Raw genomic sequence first — 19,185 nt, forward strand, 5'->3', positions numbered from 1 at the left:
CAACGCCTTTAATACTCTCCGGCGCGCGCCGCAAACCCGCATTTTACCGTTCGAATAAAGCCTCAATGCTCCGCATACTTGGCCCATGAACAGAGAACATGGCTATACCCTGATTGAAACCCTGCTCACCATGGTCGTGGTCGTCATTCTCGGCGCCAGCGGGCTGTACGGCTGGCAGAGCTGGCAACGGCAGCAGCGCCTGTGGCAAACCGCCTGCCAGGTCCGCGACTACCTGGTGCTGCTACGCGATGACGCCAACTGGCACAACCGCGACAGGGTATTAAGCGTCGGCCAAAGCGCGGAGGGCTGGTGCCTGAGCGCCAGCGGGGCGATGGCCGACTGTCTCCGCAGGGACGCTTTCACGCTGCAACCGCTATGGCCGGAGGTTTCGCTCAGCGCGATGACGCCGGGGCTGGGGTTTTATGGCCTGCGTAATACCGCCTGGGCCGGGCATATCCGCCTGCAAAGCGCGGCGGGCGGCTGGAACATTATCGTTTCTCACTGGGGGCGCATCCGCCTGTGTCGCGGCGAGGAGACGGCATCGTGTCTGTAAAACAGCGCGGCTTTTCCCTGCCGGAAACGCTGATCGCGATGGCCATCAGCTCCGTGCTGCTGCTCGGCAGCGCGCGTTTTCTTCCGGCGCTGCAGTGGGCCGCGCTTCGCCAGACCCGGCAGCAGTCGCTGGAAAATGAGCTCTGGCAGCGAATCTACACCGTCGCGAAGCATCTGCAGCGCGCCGGATACTGCCGCGGCCGCTGTTACGGGCAGGCGCTGTATATCGCAGAGGGCGGTGATTGCCTGCTGGTGAGCTGGGATAGCAACAGCGATGGCGTCTGGAATAGCGCGCCGTCATCGGAATCGGATACCACCGGGTTTCGCCTGCGCGATGGCGCGCTGGAAACCCTGCGCGGCGCAAGCGCCTGCAGCGGCAAAGGCTGGGAGAAAATGACCAACCCGGCGGCGATTCAGGTCACCGCGTTTCAGGTTACGCGCCTGGAGAGGGCGGGCTTCGCACCTGAATTATCGATTACCCTTGCGGCGCACTCGGTCGCCGACCCGCAAATCCGCGCGCGGGCGGAATACGGCGTAACGGGATATAACCTGTGAATCGCCAGCGCGGGCTCTCTTCGCTGCTGATGGTGCTGCTGCTGTTAGCGCTCGGCACGCTATTACTCCAGGGGCTGCACCAGCAGCAGCGTTCGCTGTTAGCGCAGACGGCCAGCGAAACGCGGGCGCTTGGCGATGCCGCTGATGCGCATTCCGCGCTGCAGTGGGGAAAGGGGCTCGTCTGGCCGCTTCAGGAAACGGTTAGCTGCCAGCAGAACGCGGCGCTCGGCTGGCGCGCCTGCCTGCGAGTCTTTAGCGACGCCTCGGTATTGCTGATTGGCGGCAGCGATGGCGGCGGCATACTGCTGTGGCAGTCAGGCGTAATCGAACAAAACCGCGTCCGCTTTTCGCCTCACGGCTGGAGCGATTTTTGCCCGTTAAAGGAGGCAAGCCTATGCCAGATGCCCTGAGGTGGCAGAGAGGGTTTAGCCTGCCCGAAACGCTGCTGGCTTTAGTCTTGCTTATCGCAACCGTGACTGCGCTGGCGGGCTATCAGCGTGGGCTGGCCAACGGCTTTATGCAGCTCAACCAGTACCGTCAGCTGTGGCGCGATGCGTGGCGATTCAGTCAGCTTAGCCCACCGGTGATTCCCGCGAATCGCCAGGTATCCCGCATGCAGACATCGGTGCAAAGATGTGTCAGCATCACGGTAACGATCACGATGCCCGCAGCCAGGCGGGCGCAGATGACCCGGCTGCACTGCCCGGTCAGTCAGTAGCCAGGAGCGAATATGTTAAGGGTGTACCACTCAAACCGTCTGGATGTGCTTGAAGCCTTGATGGAGTTTATCGTCGAGCGCCAGCGGCTGGATGACCCTTTTATGCCGGAAATGGTGCTGGTACAGAGTACCGGGATGGCGCAGTGGCTGCAGATGACGCTGGCGCAGCGCTTCGGGATTGCGGCCAACATTGAGTTCCCGCTACCCGCCAGTTTTATCTGGGACATGTTCGTGCGGGTGTTAAAAGATATTCCCGGAGAAAGCGCGTTCAGCAAGCAAAGTATGAGCTGGAAACTCATGACCCTGCTACCGCAGCGGCTGAACGATGAATCCTTTACGCTACTGCGCCACTATCTGCACGACGATAGCGACAAGCGCAAGCTGTTTCAGCTGGCCGCCAGAGTGGCGGATCTCTATGACCAGTATCTGGTTTATCGCCCCGAGTGGCTGATGCGCTGGGAGGCCGACCAGCGCGTTGACGGGCTTGGAGACGCGCAGGAGTGGCAGGCGCCGCTGTGGAAAGCGCTGGTGGAATATACCGCTGAGCTGGGCCAGCCGCTGTGGCATCGCGCCAATTTATACCAACGCTTTATCAGCGCGCTTGAGGCCGCCGAACAGCCGCCCGCCGGGCTACCGTCGCGGGTGTTTATCTGCGGGATTTCGGCGCTGCCGCCGGTATACCTGCAGGCGCTCCAGGCGCTGGGTAAGCATGTCGATGTATATGTTCTCTTCACTAACCCGTGCCGCTACTACTGGGGCGACATTAAAGATCCGGCATTTCTGGCAAAGCTGCTCTCCCGCCAGCGCCGCCACCACCGCGAAACGACGCGAGAGCTGCCCCTGTTTCGCGATACGCAACAGGCTCCGGGGTTATTCAACGATGCCGGGGAACAGGATGTCGGCAATCCGCTGCTGGCCTCCTGGGGCAAGCTGGGGCGCGACTATATTTACCTGCTGGCGGGTCTTGAGCGCTATGAAGAGCTGGACGCCTTTGTCGATATCGCGCCGGATAACCTGCTGCATAATCTTCAGGCGGATATTCTCGAACTGCGTAATGCGGCGGTGGCCGGGCGCAGCGCCGAGGAGTTTGCCAACAGCCGCAGCAAGCGGCTGCTGGCGGCGGACGACCGCAGCCTGACGATTCATGTCTGCCATAGCCCGCAGCGCGAGGTTGAGGTGCTGCACGACCGGCTGCTGGCGATGCTCGAAGAGAATCCCGAGCTCACGCCGCGCGATATTATCGTCATGGTGGCGGATATCGATAGCTACAGCCCCTATATTCAGGCGGTCTTCGGCAGTGCCAGCGGCGAGCGCTGGCTGCCGTGGGCGATATCCGACCGGCGGGCCCGCGAATCGCATCCGGCGCTGCAGGCGTTTATCACCCTGCTTTCGCTGCCCGACAGCCGCTTTGCCAGCGAAGACGTGCTGGCGCTGCTGGATGTGCCGGTGCTGGCCGCGCGCTTTAACATTAACGAAGAGGGGCTACGCTACCTGCGCCAGTGGGTTAACGAATCCGGCGTACGCTGGGGAATGGATGACGACAACGTGCGTGAACTCGATCTCCCGGCTACCGGCCAGCATACCTGGCGCTTTGGCCTGACGCGTATGCTGTTGGGCTACGCCATGGACAGCAGCGAAGGGGAGTGGCGCTCGGTGCTGCCTTATGATGAGTCGAGCGGGCTTATCGCCGAGCTGGTGGGCAACCTGGCATCGCTGCTGATGCAGCTTAATCTCTGGCGCCGCGGGCTGGCCCAGGATCGCCCATTAGCCGAGTGGCTGCCGGTATGCCGCGACCTGCTGAACGACTTCTTCCTTCCGGACAGCGAAACGGAAGCCGCCCTGGCGCTGATAGAACAGCAGTGGCAGGCGGTGATTGACGGCGGCGTCGACGCGCAGTATGGCGAAACGGTACCGCTCTCTTTGCTGCGCGATGAGCTGTCCCAGAGGCTCGATCAGCAGCGCATCAGCCAGCGCTTTCTCGCCGGCCCGGTTAACATTTGTACCCTGATGCCGATGCGTTCGATTCCTTTCAAGGTGGTCTGCCTGCTGGGGATGAACGACGGCGTTTATCCGCGCACCCTGGCGCCGCTGGGCTTCGATTTAATGAGCCAGAAGCCGCAGCGCGGAGACCGTAGCCGTCGCGACGACGACCGCTATCTGTTCCTTGAAGCCCTGATGTCGGCCGAGCAGAAGCTCTATATCAGCTATATCGGCCGTTCCATTCAGGACAATAGCGAGCGCTATCCCTCCGTTCTGGTTCAGGAGCTGGCGGACTACATCGGCCAGAGCCACTGTCTGGAAGGGGACGAAGAGCTGGACTGCGATGCCAGCGAACGGCGGGTCAAAGAGCACATCACGCATCTGCATACCCGCATGCCTTTCGATGCCGCCAATTTTCTGGCTAATGAAGATCAAAGCTATGCCCGGGAATGGCTGGCGGCCGCCAGCCAGCAGGGGGAAGCGCACGGCGCGTTCATCCAGCCGCTACCGGTACCGGACATCGATCACTTACCGTTCGAACAGCTGCTGCGCTTTTGGCAGCATCCTGTGCGCGCGTTCTTTCAGCAGCGGCTGCGGGTGAATTTCCGCTCGGAGGAGAGCGAGATCCCCGACGATGAACCTTTTACCCTCGAAGGGCTGAGCCGCTATCAGCTGAACCAGCAGCTGCTCAATACGCTGATTGAGCAGCAGGACGCCTCGGCAATGTATCGCCGCTTCCGTGCCGCCGGGGAGCTACCCTATGGCGCGTTCGGCGAACTGGCCTGGGAGACCCAGCGTCAGGAGATGCAAAATCTGGCCGAACGGGTGATCGCCTGCCGCCAGCCGGGGCAGAGCATGGAAATCGATCTGCAATGCAGCGGAGTCAACATCACCGGCTGGCTGCAGCAGGTACAATCCGACGGTTTGCTGCGCTGGCGGCCTTCGCTATTAAGCGTGGCGCAGGGGATGCAACTTTGGCTGGAGCATCTTGTCTATTGTGCTAGCGGTGGTACCGGCGAAAGTCGGCTCTTTGTGCGCAAAGAGGGCGAGTGGCGTTTTCCACCGCTGGCGCAGGAGCAGGCCCAGGGCTACCTCAACGATCTGGTTGACGGTTACCTGCAGGGAATGTCCAAACCGCTGCTGCTGCTGCCGGAAAGCGGCGGCGCATGGCTAAAAGTCTGTTATGACGCCGAAAAGGATGTCATGTTAATGGACGAAGAGACGCAGCAAAAAGCGCGCAGTAAATTTCTTCAGGCTTATGAAGGGAACATGGTGGTCAGCGGCGAAGGTGCCGACGTCTGGTATCAGCGCCTGTGGCGCACGCTGGAAGCGGAATACTATGAAGAGATCCTGACGCAAACGCAGCGTTATTTGCTACCGGTGTTTCGTTTCCATCAGTCCGAATAACATTGTAATAGTATAAAAATTGCGCACTGGATGGCAGTTCATTTATGATGCGCAACGAATCACGGACTGATGTTTATAAAGGCTGCCAATTATGCAGCGCCAGGTTTGTTAATGATGAGGTCCGTGAATGCCCCGCAGTTTATGGTTCAAGGTTATTGTTTTACTGGCCGCCCTTTGGGCGCCGTTAAGTCAGGCAGACACCGGATGGCAACCGATCCAGGAAACCATCCGTAAAAGCGAAAAAGATACCCGTCAATATCAGGCGATCCGCCTCGATAACGGCATGGTAGTGCTGCTGGTTTCCGATCCCCAGGCGGTAAAATCGCTGTCGGCGCTGGTCGTTCCCGTGGGATCGCTGCAGGATCCCGCCGAGCATCAGGGGCTGGCCCACTTCCTGGAGCATATGACGCTGATGGGCTCGAAAAAGTATCCCCAGCCTGACAGCCTCGCCGAGTATCTCAAAATGCACGGCGGCAGCCACAACGCCAGCACCGCGCCGTATCGCACCGCCTTCTATCTTGAAGTGGAAAACGATGCCCTGGACGGCGCGGTCGATCGCCTGGCCGACGCCATCGCCGCGCCGCTGCTGGATAAAAAATATGCCGACCGTGAGCGTAATGCGGTTAACGCCGAGCTCACGATGGCACGAACCCGGGACGGGATGCGAATGGCGCAGGTTAGCGCGGAAACCATTAACCCGGCGCACCCCGGCTCGCAGTTTTCCGGCGGTAACCTTGAAACGCTGAGCGACAAGCCCGGCAAACCGGTGCTTGATGCCCTGCACGCCTTTCGCGATAGCTGGTATTCCGCCAACCTGATGAAAGCGGTGATCTACAGCAACAAGCCTCTGCCGGAGCTGGCGAGCATCGCGGCGGCCACCTACGGTCGCGTGCCGAACCACGATATCAGCAAACCGGAGATTACCGTCCCGGTGGTGACCGATGCGCAAAAGGGCATCATCATTCACTACGTTCCGGCGATGCCGCGTAAAGTGCTGCGCGTGGAGTTCCGCATTGATAATAATAGCGACAAGTTCCGCAGCAAAACCGACGAGCTGGTGACCTATATGATCGGTAATCGCAGTCCCGGCACGCTCTCAGACTGGCTGCAAAAGCAGGGGCTGGTTGAAGGGATTCGCGCGGACTCCGACCCGGTGGTGAACGGCAACAGCGGGGTGCTGGCTATATCCGCGACCCTGACGGACAAAGGTCTGGCGCACCGCGATGAAGTTACCGCGGCCATCTTCAGCTACCTCAATCTGCTGCGCAGTCAGGGAATCGATAAGCGCTATTTTGATGAGCTGGCCCACGTGCTGGCGCTCGACTTCCGCTACCCGTCCATCAACCGCAATATGGATTACGTCGAATGGCTGGCGGACACCATGATCCGCGTGCCGGTCGAGCATACGCTGGACGTTGTCAACATTGCCGATCGCTACGATCCGCAGGCAATCGAAGACCGCCTGGCGATGATGACGCCGCAAAACGCCCGCATCTGGTACATCAGCCCGAAAGAGCCGCATAACAAGACCGCCTACTTCGTCAATGCGCCCTATCAGGTGGATAAGATCAGCGAGCAGACCTTTGCCGACTGGCAGCAGAAGTCCAGCGCCATCGACCTCAAGCTGCCGGTGCTGAACCCCTATATTCCGGATGATTTCAGCTTAATCAAAAGCGACAAGGCTTACCCGCATCCGCAGCTGATTGTAGATGAACCGACGCTGCGGGTGATTTACGCGCCGAGCCAGTACTTCGCCAGCGAACCGAAAGCGGATATTTCGCTGGTTCTGCGTAACCCGCAGGCAATGGACAGCGCCCGCCGGCAGGTGATGTTTGCGCTCAATGATTATCTGGCGGGCATTGCGCTCGACCAGCTCAGCAACCAGGCGGCGGTCGGGGGGATAAGCTTCTCTACCGGCGCGAATAACGGCCTGATGGTTAACGCCAACGGCTATACGCAGCATCTACCTGAGCTGTTTAACGCCCTGCTCGACGGTTACTTCAGCTATACGCCAACCGAAGAGCAGCTGGAGCAGGCTAAATCCTGGTACGCCCAGATGATGGATTCGGCGGATAAAGGCAAAGCCTACGATCAGGCGATCATGCCGATTCAGATGGTTTCTCAGGTGCCGTACTTCCAGCGCGAAGAGCGTCGGGCGCTGCTTCCATCGATCACCCTGAAAGAGGTGCTGGAATACCGCGATAATCTCAAGGCGAAAGGGCGACCGGAGCTGATGGTCATCGGTAATCTTACCGCCGATCAATCCACCGCCATGGCGCGGCAGATTCAAAAACAGCTGGGCGCCGACGGCAACGAGTGGTGCCGTAACAAAGACGTTCTGGTCGATCGTAAACAGCTGGCGATTTTTGAAAAAGCGGGCAACAGTACCGATTCCGCGCTAGCCGCCGTCTTCGCGCCGCCGAACGTGGACGAATACGCCAGCTCTGCCGCCAGCTCGCTCCTCGGGCAAATCGTACAGCCGTGGTTCTATAACCAGCTACGTACGGAAGAGCAGCTGGGCTACGCGGTCTTCGCCTTCTCGATGAACGTTGGCCGCCAGTGGGGGATGGGCTTCCTGCTGCAAAGCAGCGATAAGCAGCCGGCTTACCTCTGGCAGCGTTTCCAGGCCTTCTTCCCCACGGCGGAAGCCAAACTGCGGGCAATGAAGCCGGAAGAGTTTGCGCAGATTCAGCAGGCGGTGATCGGTCAGATGTTGGAAGCGCCGCAAACGCTGGGCGATGAAGCGTCGAAGCTGAGCAAAGATTTCGATCGCGGTAATATGCGCTTCGATTCACGTGATAAAGTAGTGGCTCAGATTAAACTGCTGACGCCGCAAAAGCTTGCCGACTTCTTCCATCAGACGGTGGTGGATCCGCAGGGCATGGCAATTCTCTCCCAGGTTTCCGGTAGCCAGAATGGCAAGGCGGAATACGCGCATCCGCAGGATGGTAAAGTCTGGGAGAACGTCAGCGCATTGCAGAAATCCTTACCCCTGATGCGAGAGAATGAATGACCGACACCGCCGAGTCTCTTGACCCACTGCGCTTGCCCCTGACGGGCGAGCGCCTGATAGAAGCCTCTGCGGGCACAGGAAAAACCTTTACCATTGCCGCCCTCTATCTGCGGCTGCTGCTGGGGCTGGGCGGGGAATCCGCCTTTCCCCGCCAGGTCAGCGTGGAAGAGCTGCTGGTAGTGACCTTTACCGAAGCGGCGACCGAAGAGCTGCGCGGGCGTATTCGCAGCAATATCCACGAGCTGCGTATCGCCTGCCTGCGCGAAAGTACCGACAATCCTCTCTACGCCGGGCTGCTGGCGGAAATCGCCGATAAAACCCAGGCGGCGCAAACGCTGCTGCTGGCCGAACGGCAGATGGACGAAGCGGCGGTATTTACCATTCACGGCTTCTGCCAGCGGATGCTGAGCCTTAACGCCTTTGAGTCCGGCATGCTGTTCGAACAGCAGCTGATTGAAGATGAATCCCGGCTGCGCTATCAGGCCTGCGCCGACTTCTGGCGTCGCCACTGCTATCCGCTGCCGCGTGACATCGCGGCGGTTATCCACGAAGCGTGGAAAGGGCCGCGCGATCTGCTGAAATCCATCGACCGCTGGCTACAGGGAGAGGCGCCGCAGCTCAAATCGCCGCCGCCGGCTGACGAAACGCTGGCCGAACGCCATCAGCAAATTATCGAACGCATCAACGCGCTGAAGCAGCAGTGGCTGGCACAGGTGGGCGAGGTTGAGGCGGTGCTGGAAAACTCGGGCCTCGACCGGCGCAAGTTTAATCGCGGCAATCAGGGGAAATGGCTGGAGAAAGTGACCGCCTGGGCCCAGGAAGAGACCCTGAGCTACCAGCTTCCGGATGCGCTGGAGAAGTTCTCCCAGGCCTTCTTGCTTGAGCGCACCAAAGCGGACGGCGCGCCGCCGGTACACCCGCTGTTCAGCGCGGTAGAAGCGCTGCTGGCGACACCGTTAACCTTGACCGACCTGGTGATTGCCAGGGCGATGGTTGAAATCCGCGAAGCGGTCGCGCGGGAGAAACGCCGCCGCGGCGAGCTGGGCTTTGACGATATGCTTAGCCGCCTGGATGACGCCCTGCGCGGGGAGAGCGGCGAAGCGCTGGCCAGCGCGATTCGCCAGCGCTTTCCGGTAGCGATGATCGACGAATTTCAGGATACCGACCCCCAGCAGTACCGAATCTTTCGCCGCATCTGGCGGCGCCAGGCAGACACCGCGCTGCTGCTGATTGGTGATCCCAAGCAGGCCATTTACGCCTTCCGCGGCGCGGATATCTTTACCTACATGAAAGCGCGTGGGGACGTCACCGCCCACTATACGCTCGACACCAACTGGCGCTCCGCGCCGGGGATGGTTGATAGCGTCAATCGCCTGTTTAGCCTCAGCGATAACCCCTTTATGTTCCGCGAAATCCCGTTTATGCCGGTGAAGTCAGCCGATAAAAACCAGGGGCTGCGCTTTACCGTCGATGATGCTGCGGTACCGGCGATGAATATCTGGCTGATGTCGGGCGAGGCCGTCGGGGCGGGGGATTACCAGGCGTTTATGGCCCAGCTGTGCGCGGCGCAAATTCGCGACTGGCTCAGCGCGGGCCAGCAGGGCAAGGCGCTGCTGTGGCGCGGTGAAAAAGCTGAACCCGTGCGGGCTTCGGACATCACGGTGCTGGTGCGCAATCGTCAGGAGGCGTCGTTAATTCGCGATGCCCTTCAGCTGCTGTCGATTCCCTCCGTCTATCTCTCCAACCGCGATAGCGTGTTTGAAACCCCCGAGGCGCAGGAGCTGCTGTGGGTGCTGCAGGCGGTGCTGGCCCCCGAGCGGGAAAATACCCTGCGCAGCGCGCTGGCAACCGCAATGTTCGGCCTCAACGCGCAGGACATTGAAAACCTCAACCAGAGCGAACGGGCCTGGGATGAGCTGGTAGAAGAGTTTAGCGGCTACCGGCAAGTCTGGCGGCAGCGCGGCGTGATGCCGATGCTGCGCGCGCTGATGACCGCGCGGCGTATTGCCGAAAACCTGCTGGCGACCAGCGGCGGCGAGCGGCGCCTGACCGATATCCTGCATATCAGCGAGCTGCTACAGGAGGCGGCGAACCAGCTGGAGAGCGAACATGCGCTGGTGCGCTGGCTGGCGCAGCATATCGCCGAGCCGGATAGCAACGCCTCCAGCCAGCAGATGCGCCTGGAGAGCGATAAGCACCTGGTGCAGATCGTCACCATCCATAAATCGAAAGGGCTGGAGTATCCGCTGGTCTGGCTGCCGTTTATTGCGCGTTTCCGTAAACAGGATCAGGCGTTTTATCACGACAGAACCTCCTTTGCCGCCGTTCTCGACCTGGGGCAGGCGGAGGGCAGCATGGAGCTGGCGGAGGCCGAACGCCTGGCCGAAGATCTGCGCCTGCTTTACGTCGCGCTGACCCGTGCGGTCTGGCACTGCAGCCTTGGCGTTGCGCCGCTCAGCACCCGGCGCAGCGACAAGCCCGGCGCCAGCGATTTTCACCACAGCGCGCTGGGCCGACTGCTGCAGGGCGGGGAAGCGATGGATGCCGCAGGGCTGATGGCCCGCCTGCAGGCGTTCTGCAGCGGGGAGATCGCCCTACGGCTCCCGGATACGGCTGCGCCAACTCCGTGGCAGGCTCCGCAGGCGGCGCTACCGCCGCTTTCAGCCCGTTTGCTCGCGCGTTCGGTGACCGATGACTGGCGGGTCACCAGCTACTCCGGCCTGCAGCCGAATGGACACAGCGCGGCGCAGGATCTTCTGCCGCGTCTGGATGTCGATGCCGCCGGCGTCGGTGAGGTCGCGGAAGAGCCGCAGCTTACGCCGCACCAGTTCCCCCGCGGCGCGTCGCCGGGGACGTTTCTCCACAGTTTGTTCGAAGATCTCGATTTTACCCAGCCGGTTCCCGCCGACTGGATGGCGGCCAGGCTCCAGCTAAGCGGCTTCGAGGAAAAGTGGACCCCGGTACTGACCGCATGGCTCGACGGCGTGCTGCGTACCCCTCTGCCCGGCGCGGGCATCGCCCTTAATCAGCTGAGCGAAGGCGATAAACAGGTGGAGATGGCGTTTTATCTGCCCATCGAACAGCCGCTGGATCCCCTGCGTCTGGATGCGCTGATTCGTCAGTACGATCCGCTCTCCGTGGATACCCCAACGCTCGATTTCCGCCAGGTGCGGGGGATGCTGAAAGGCTTTATCGACCTGGTGTTTCGCCACAACGGCCGCTATTACCTGCTGGATTACAAATCCAACTGGCTGGGGGAAAATCGCGAGGCCTATACCCAGGACGCGATGCGGCAGGCAATGCGTTCGCACCGTTACGATTTGCAGTACCAGCTCTATAGCCTGGCGCTGCACCGATATTTACGCCACCGCATTGCCGATTATGATTACGAACGCCACTTCGGCGGCGTTATTTATCTCTTTTTACGCGGCATGGACGGGCAGGACGGCGGGCAGGGTATCTTCACCACCCGGCCGGCGCTGCCGCTGATTAACGGCCTCGATGCGCTGTTTGCCGGGGAAACCCAGGAGGTTGTGCTATGACCATGGATGAACTGTTACTGCAGGCGGTTGAACAGCGCCTGCTGCGCCCGCTGGACGTCCAGTTTGCGCTCATGGTGGCGCAGGAGGCGCATCCGGCAGTGAAGCTCACCGCCGCCATTCTCAGCCGCGATGCCGGTGAAGGCCACGTCTGCCTGCCGATTTCGCGTCTCGCCGAGGATGAGCTGCTGAGCGCAAAAGCGGCAGGCCTGAGTGAGCAGATCCTTGAGCTGACCGGCGCCCCGGACGGCTGGCTGCCGCTGTTTAACGATGCTGAGGCGGTCAGCGGCGGTGAGCGCCCGACGCCGATGATCCTCTGCGGCGAACGGCTTTACCTCAACCGCATGTGGCGCAACGAATTAACCGTCGCGCGCTTTTTCAATGAGGCCAATCAGGTGCTGGAGGTGGATGAAGCCCGGCTGGCTTCGACGCTCGACGCGCTGTTTCCGCCCGCTGAGGAAACGGACTGGCAAAAAGTGGCGGCTGCGGTCGCCCTGACCCGACGGATTTCGGTGATTTCCGGCGGTCCGGGCACCGGTAAAACCACGACCGTCGCTAAACTGCTGGCCGCGCTGATCCAGACGTTCTCCAGCCCGCGCTGCCGGATTCGCCTGGCGGCGCCGACCGGTAAAGCCGCGGCGCGCCTGACCGAGTCCCTCGGCGCGGCGCTGCGCCGCCTCCCTCTCAGCGACCAACAAAAGGCGCTGGTGCCCACCGAAGCCAGCACCCTCCATCGCCTGCTGGGCGCGCAGCCCGGCAGCCAGCGGATGCGCTATCACGCCGGCAACCCGCTGCATCTTGACGTGCTGGTGGTGGATGAAGCCTCAATGATTGACCTGCCGATGATGTCGCGCCTGATCGACGCGCTGCCTGAGCACGGAAGGGTGATTTTCCTTGGCGACCGCGATCAGCTGGCGTCGGTAGAGGCCGGAGCGGTGCTGGGGGATATTTGCGCCTGGGTTAATGCAGGCTATACCCCGGCGCGGGCGGCACAGCTCGCCCGGTTGACCGGCCAGCCGGTGCCGGCGGGCGAGGGCAACGTTGCCGGTGCGCTGCGCGACAGCCTGTGCCTGCTGCAAAAAAGCTACCGTTTTGGTCGCCATTCCGGTATCGGCCATCTGGCGTGGGCGGTGAACAGCGGCGAGCGCAGCGCGGTACGCGCAACGCTGCGTCAGTCGTTCGACGATATCGCCCTGTATCCGCTGAGCGCCACCGAAGAGTATGAAGCGATGCTGAATCAGGCGCAGGCGGGCTATGGCCGCTTCCTGCAACTGCTGCGCGAGCGGGCTGAGCCCGAAGAGATGATCGCCGCCTTTGGCGAATTCCAGCTGCTGTGCGCGCTGCGCGAGGGGCCGTATGGGGTCAGCGGCGTGAACGAACAGCTGGAGCAGATGCTGAACCGCAAGCGGGCGATCGCGTTACCGCGGCATTCGCGCTGGTATGAAGGACGGCCGGTGATGATCTCCCGCAACGACAGCGCGCTGGGGCTGTTTAACGGCGATATCGGCATCGCGCTGGAAAGAGGCGATGGCCTGCGCGTCTGGTTCCCGATGCCCGATGGCAGCATCAAGTCGGTACAGCCAAGCCGTCTGCCGGAGCACGATACCGCCTGGGCGATGACGGTGCATAAATCGCAGGGGTCGGAGTTCGATCACGCGGCGCTGATCCTGCCTTCGCGCAGCGTGCCGCTGGTAACCCGCGAGCTGGTTTATACCGCTATTACGCGTGCGAAACGGCAGCTGTCGATCTATGCCGATGAGCAGGTGCTGACTCAGGCGGTGGCTGCGCGTACCGAACGACGCAGCGGCCTGACGGATATCTTTTCCGCCCAGTGAGGTTTTCCCCGGTCGGCCGCGCGCTTTCCGGGGAGAAGGGATCAGGCCAGGTCTGCCATCAGCACCTTGGAGCGGCGCTGATAGTTGTACATCTCTTTTTTGCTCTCCGGCAGCAGGTCGACGTCGACCGGCGTAAATCCGCGCTCCTGGAACCAGTGAATGCTGCGGGTCGTAAGAACAAACAGCTTGCTGAGGCCCATTTGCTTCGCCTGCGCGGCAATACGTTCGAGCAGCACTTCACCGCGCGATGAGCTGCGGTAATCCGGATGCACCGCCACGCAGGCCATTTCGCCGATCTTCTCTTCCGGGAAAGGATAGAGCGCGGCGCAGGCGATGGTGGTGTTGTCGCGCTGAATAATGGTGAATTTATCGATTTCCATCTCCAGCTGTTCGCGCGAACGCCTGACCAGAATGCCCTGCTGCTCCAGCGGGCTAATCAGCTCGAGGATGCCGCCGATATCGTTAATGGTGGCGCGGCGGATCTGCTCGGCGCTCTCCATCACTATCTGGGTACCGATACCGTCGCGTGAGAACAGCTCCTGCAGCAGGGTGCCGTTTTCCTGATAGCTGATCAGGTGGCAGCGGCGCACGCCGCTGCGGCAGGCTTTTACCGCGCCGCGCAGAAAGCGCACGGTGCCGGAGCTGTAGTCTTCGTCCGCTTCCATCTCTTCCACCCGCGCCTGGGCTTCGTTGGGGAACAGCTCGGGGACGATCTCGCCATCCTGATTGTGAACCCCCTGCGATGAGCAGAAGCCGATCATCTTTTCGGCTTTCAGCTTAATCGCCAGCTGGGTCGCAATCTCTTCCGAGGTCAGGTTAAAGCTTTCGCCGGTGACCGACACCGCAACCGGGCCCATCAGCACGATTGCGCCGTTATCCAGCTGGCGGTGAATGGCTTCTTCATCGATGCGCCGGATGCGCCCGCTGTGACAGTAATCCACGCCGTCGTCCACGCCTAACGGCTGCGCGATAATGAAGTTGCCGCTGACCACGTTGATATGGGCGCCCTGCAGCGGCGTGTTGTTGAGGCTCATCGACAGGCGAGCGGTAATTTCCAGCTGCAGCATGCCCGCCGCCTGCTTAACCAGCTCGAGCGTTTTGGCGTCAGTCACTCGGGTTTGTTTATGATAAACCGGCTCGTGACGATGCTCCGCCAGGTTGGCATCGATCTGCGGGCGGGCGCCATAGACCACCACCAGACGAATCCCCAGGCTGTGAAGCAGGCCAATGTCATTGACTATACTAGAGAAATTATCATGCTCGATGGCTTCCCCGCCCAGCATGATGACAAACGTTTTACCCCGATGGGCATTAATATAGGGGACAGAATGGCGGAATCCCTCTACCAGTTCGGTGCGACGTTCCTTCACCATGACACAACCTCAATGCATGATTATTCGTAATTACTGTATTTTTATTCTGTTTCGCCGGCAAACGCAAGCCCCAATTTTTGGCTGAGCCGGGAAAACAGTGTGAGCCAAATCAGGGTGTCAAAGATTGTTTACCCTTTTATAGATGACAGGTTATGCGCCTTTCGTTAAAGTTTCCGGTCAATCTGTTTGTTTTAAATACGAATGATTTCTTACTGCTTGGGAGTGGCATGTCGGGATACAAGTCAGGATTAAGCCGCCGCCGATTTTTACAGGGGGCGGGCGCCATGTGGTTAATGAGTGTGAGTCCGGTTGGGTTGGCTGCCGCGGCGCAGGTGGTTGCCGTACGCGTCTGGCCATCATCGACCTACACGCGCGTCACCGTGGAGTCCAACCATATCCTGAAATATCGGCAGTTTGCGCTCAGCAATCCTGAACGTGTGGTGGTGGATCTGGAAGGGGTTAATCTCAACTCCGTACTGAAAGGTATGGGGAGTCAGATTCGCGGTGACGATCCCTATATTCAATCCGCTCGCGTGGGGCAGTTCGATCCGCAAACCGTGCGCATGGTGTTTGAGCTGAAACAGAACGTGAAACCGCAGCTGTTTGCGCTGGCTCCGGTCGCCGGGTTTAAAGAGCGTCTGGTCATGGACCTCTATCCCGCTAACGCCACCGACGTGCAGGATCCGCTGCTGGCGCTGCTCGAAGATTACAACAAAGGCGATCTTCAGCGGCAGGTTCCGCCTGCGGAGAGCGGGCCTAAACCGGGTAAAGCCGGGCGCGATCGACCCATTGTTATCATGCTCGATCCCGGCCACGGCGGCGAAGACTCCGGCGCGGTGGGAAAATACCGCACCCGCGAGAAAGACGTGGTGCTGCAGATTGCCCGGCGGCTGCGCGCGCTGATCGAGAAAGAGGGCAATATGAAGGTCTATATGACCCGCAACGAGGATGTCTTTATCCCGCTGAAGGTCCGCGTCGCCAAAGCGCAGAAGCAGCGCGCCGACCTGTTTGTCTCTATTCATGCCGACGCGTTTACCAGCCGCCAGCCCAGCGGATCGTCGGTGTTTGCCCTGTCAACCAAAGGGGCCACCAGTACCGCGGCTAAATATCTGGCGCAGACCCAGAACGCCTCGGATCTGATTGGCGGCGTCAGCAAAAGCGGCGATCGCTACGTCGACCACACGATGTTCGACATGGTGCAGTCGCTGACCATCGCCGACAGCCTGAAGTTCGGCAAGGCGGTGCTGGAAAAGATGGGCAACATTAATAACCTGCACAAGAACCGGGTTGAGCAGGCGGGCTTCGCGGTGCTGAAGGCGCCGGATATTCCATCGATTCTGGTGGAAACCGCGTTTATCAGTAACGTCGAAGAAGAGCGTAAATTGAAAACGGCGAAATTCCAGCAGGAAGTTGCAGAGTCGATTCTGGCAGGGATTAAAGCCTACTTCGCCGACGGCGCGACGCTGGCAAGGCGAGGGTAACGCAACAGGAAAGTGAAATGGCTCTATTAAAGAGCGCGCACGGCGGCAATATTCGCGAGGCCGCCGCGCTGTTGGGCATCTCTGCGGCGCAGCTGCTGGATTTTAGCGCCAATATTAATCCGCTGGGGATGCCGGAAAGTTTAAAGCGCGCCATCCTCGACAATATGGCCTGCGCCGAACGCTACCCTGACGTTGAGTATCAGCAGCTGCACCTTGCGCTGGCGGAACACCATCAGATCCCCGCCTCGTGGATCCTCGCCGGAAACGGCGAAACCGAAGCGATCTTTACGCTGGTTCAGGGGCTGAAGCCGCGCCAGGCGATGATCGTCACCCCGGGCTTTGCCGAATACCGCCGGGCGCTGCAGTCGGTGGACTGCGCGGTGCGGGAATTTCTGCTGCGTGAGGCGGATGGCTGGCAGCTCACCGGGGCGATTCTTGATGCTCTGACGCCGGATCTGGACTGCTTATTTCTCTGCACGCCGAACAATCCTACCGGCCTGCTGCCCGAGCGCCGTCTGCTGGAGATGATTGCTGAACGCTGTCGGTCGCTGGGCATTGCCCTGATTCTCGATGAAGCGTTTATCGATTTTATCCCCGACGAGCCGGGATTTATTCCGCTGCTGGGCCACAACCCGCACGTGTGGGTGCTGCGTTCGCTGACCAAGTTTTATGCTATTCCCGGCCTGCGTCTGGGGTATCTGGCCAATGGCGATGCGCGGGCGGTGGCGAGAATGCGCGAGCGCCAGATGCCGTGGTCGATAAACGCGTTTGCCGCCCTGGCGGGGGAAATCATTCTCCAGGATAGCGCCTACCAGCAGCAAACCTGGCAGTGGCTGGCGGAGGAGGGGCAGCGCTTTTACCATCAGCTGCGCCATATTCCCGGCCTGACGGTCTATCCCGGGCGGGCAAACTATCTGTTTCTGCGCTGCGACGTGGCGGATCTGGATCTGCAATACGCGATGCTGCAACAGCACATCCTGATCCGCAGCTGCGCCAACTACCCGGGGCTCGACGGGCGCTACTTCCGCGTCGCGATCCGCAGCCAGCAGGAAAATACCCGGCTGCTGACGGCCTTCAGGCGGGTATTTAACGAGTAGATGTCTGCCGCCATTGTTCGTCTGCGGTTCTTCCCGGTGGCGCTGCGCTGACCGGGCTACGGGTTTACAGCCGTCTGCGGACCGGTAGCCCGCCTCCGGGGAAGGTGCACAGCATGAGGTTTTGTTGCGGTCTTCTTCCCGGCTCGCGCTGCGCTTAGCCGGGCTACGGGTTCATAGCCGTCTGCGGGCCGGTAGCCCGGGTAAGGCGCGTAGCGCCGCAACCCGGGGAATGCGCCGGGATGAATGTATCGGTGCGGCTTCTCCCCGGCTCGCGCTGCGCTTAGCCCGGGCTACGGGTTCATAGCCGTCTGCGGGTCGGTAGCCCGGGTAAGGCGCGCAGCGCCGCAACCCGGGGAATGTGCCGGGATGAATGCATCGGTGCGGTCTTCTCCCCGGCTCGCGCTGCGCTTAGCCGGGCTACGGATTCATAGCCGTCTGCGGGTCGGTAGCCCGGGTAAGGCGCGCAGCGCCGCAACCCGGGGCATGGCTGCGGAAGCGTTAGCGCAGCTCGACGCCGCCCTGCACCATGCGCAGCAGGTGCTGCCGGGGCCAGAGCTCGCTAAGCCGCGTCTCTCCCAGCCGTCGCTGCAAATACTCAATATCGTGACGCTGGCGGTCGAGCATCAGGCCGACCACGCTGCCGCTGTGCGCCACGTTAATACCGTATAAATCGCACTCTTCCACCAGCCCCCGCAGCGTATCAAACCCCGGCTTCGGCAGCAGATGCTGGCTGGCGACGGCGCTGAGCGTCGCGGCCTCTCCCATCCGCCGCGGATTATCCGTCTCGCAGGCTAGCTGAACTTTCTCCCAGGCTAGTTGCAGAGACGCGGAGTGGGCGTGCAGCTTTTCAAGCCGGGGAAGGCGGTGGTAATCGGTGGTCAGCAGCGTGGCGGGGCTTTCCAGCACCAGCAGATCGAGCTGCGGCTGGCTGCCGCAGGCAATCTGCGTGGCGGCGGTGTTGTGGTCGAACAGGGTCAGCTGGCGGAACAGGGTGCTGTCGGTGGGCTCCAGGGAGACGCAGAGCCGGGCGAGGGTGGTTTCATCCAGCGGATGGCCGAGATGATGCGCGGTGGCCACCGCCGTCGCGGCGATATCCGCGGTGCTGCTGGCCATCCCCTTGGCGACCGGAATCGTGGAGCAAATATCGATCCGAATCTCTTTGCCGAGCTCCGCCGGATAGCGCCAGTAGCTCAGCAGCCGGTCGACCATCGCCCGCGCCAGCGGACGTTCATCCGCGCGAGGCGAACCGTAGTCCACCTCGACGGTGCTGTACCAGTCAACGGGGCAGGAGACCAGCTTCTCGCTGCCGAGGATCCAGCCCTGGATGAGTTCACCGCAGGAGGCGGGGCATTGTGCTACGGCCACGTATTCACCTTTTTACCCGTTATACTTCAAGCTACAGGGGCGTTGGCTGCTCTCATTCACCCCAGTCACTTACTTATGTAAGCTCCTGGGGACTCACTCGTTTGCCGCGTTACTCGGCCTGCGGCCTCGCCCCTACGGGGCCAGCGCAAGCGCTGTTCAAAGCACAAGTGCTTTGTCCTGTAACTTGAATTATTTAGGGTAAAGTTTCAGAATTTTAAGCGCATAGTGTCATGCCGATCCCGCTATTACCATGATTCACCGCAACTTGCC

At 60.9% G+C, this 19,185-nt stretch carries 12 protein-coding genes; 10 read left to right on the forward strand and 2 right to left on the reverse strand.

The annotated features are described in order from the left end of the window. Positions 1-85: 85 nt before the first annotated feature. From JLG71_RS04980 to recD, 8 genes are all read left to right on the forward strand, one after another. Positions 86-553, forward strand: coding sequence for a prepilin peptidase-dependent protein (locus JLG71_RS04980; protein ID WP_025107415.1), 468 nt, complete (start codon positions 86-88; stop codon positions 551-553). Further along, positions 544-1,107, forward strand: coding sequence for a prepilin peptidase-dependent protein (locus JLG71_RS04985; protein ID WP_014226658.1), 564 nt, complete (start codon positions 544-546; stop codon positions 1,105-1,107). Before JLG71_RS04980 ends, JLG71_RS04985 begins: the two co-directional genes overlap by 10 nt. Further along, the gene (locus tag JLG71_RS04990) at positions 1,104-1,517 is read left to right on the forward strand and encodes a DUF2509 family protein (RefSeq protein WP_014226657.1); all 414 of its coding nucleotides are present in this window, start codon (positions 1,104-1,106) and stop codon (positions 1,515-1,517) included. Before JLG71_RS04985 ends, JLG71_RS04990 begins: the two co-directional genes overlap by 4 nt. Next, positions 1,502-1,825, forward strand: coding sequence for a prepilin-type N-terminal cleavage/methylation domain-containing protein (locus tag JLG71_RS04995; protein ID WP_038423521.1), 324 nt, complete (start codon positions 1,502-1,504; stop codon positions 1,823-1,825). Before JLG71_RS04990 ends, JLG71_RS04995 begins: the two co-directional genes overlap by 16 nt. Positions 1,826-1,837: 12 nt before the next feature. Continuing rightward, the gene (recC, locus tag JLG71_RS05000; protein ID WP_032751082.1) at positions 1,838-5,212 is read left to right on the forward strand and encodes an exodeoxyribonuclease V subunit gamma; all 3,375 of its coding nucleotides are present in this window, start codon (positions 1,838-1,840) and stop codon (positions 5,210-5,212) included. A gap of 127 nt (positions 5,213-5,339) precedes the next feature. Then, positions 5,340-8,225, forward strand: coding sequence for a pitrilysin (gene ptrA / locus JLG71_RS05005; protein WP_025107418.1), 2,886 nt, complete (start codon positions 5,340-5,342; stop codon positions 8,223-8,225). After that, positions 8,222-11,767 (forward strand): exodeoxyribonuclease V subunit beta, encoded by a 3,546-nt coding sequence (gene recB / locus JLG71_RS05010; RefSeq protein WP_200914002.1) that lies wholly within the window; start codon positions 8,222-8,224, stop codon positions 11,765-11,767. Before ptrA ends, recB begins: the two co-directional genes overlap by 4 nt. Next, the gene (gene recD / locus JLG71_RS05015) at positions 11,764-13,599 is read left to right on the forward strand and encodes an exodeoxyribonuclease V subunit alpha (protein ID WP_182158243.1); all 1,836 of its coding nucleotides are present in this window, start codon (positions 11,764-11,766) and stop codon (positions 13,597-13,599) included. The genes recB and recD overlap by 4 nt, the downstream gene beginning before the upstream one ends. Positions 13,600-13,640: 41 nt before the next feature. Here the strand turns inward: recD and argA are convergent, their stop codons facing one another. After that, complete coding sequence (argA, locus tag JLG71_RS05020) at positions 13,641-14,972, reverse strand: amino-acid N-acetyltransferase (protein WP_004853841.1); 1,332 nt, start codon at positions 14,970-14,972, stop codon at positions 13,641-13,643. A 227-nt stretch (positions 14,973-15,199) separates the two neighbouring features. On the opposite strand from argA, the gene amiC reads away from it, so the two are divergent. Beyond that, positions 15,200-16,453, forward strand: a complete 1,254-nt coding sequence (gene amiC / locus JLG71_RS05025; protein WP_014226651.1) for an N-acetylmuramoyl-L-alanine amidase AmiC — start codon at positions 15,200-15,202, stop codon at positions 16,451-16,453. A gap of 17 nt (positions 16,454-16,470) precedes the next feature. Further along, entirely contained in the window at positions 16,471-17,550 is a 1,080-nt protein-coding gene (gene cobD, locus JLG71_RS05030; protein ID WP_025107421.1) for a threonine-phosphate decarboxylase CobD, read from the forward strand. A 498-nt stretch (positions 17,551-18,048) separates the two neighbouring features. Here the strand turns inward: cobD and JLG71_RS05035 are convergent, their stop codons facing one another. Beyond that, a complete protein-coding gene (locus JLG71_RS05035) occupies positions 18,049-18,915 on the reverse strand; it encodes a GHMP family kinase ATP-binding protein (protein ID WP_025107422.1) in 867 nt (288 codons plus the stop codon). Positions 18,916-19,185 lie beyond the last annotated feature (270 nt).

It is taken from the genome of Klebsiella michiganensis (assembly GCF_015139575.1).
Taxonomy (GTDB): Bacteria; Pseudomonadota; Gammaproteobacteria; order Enterobacterales; family Enterobacteriaceae; genus Klebsiella; species Klebsiella michiganensis.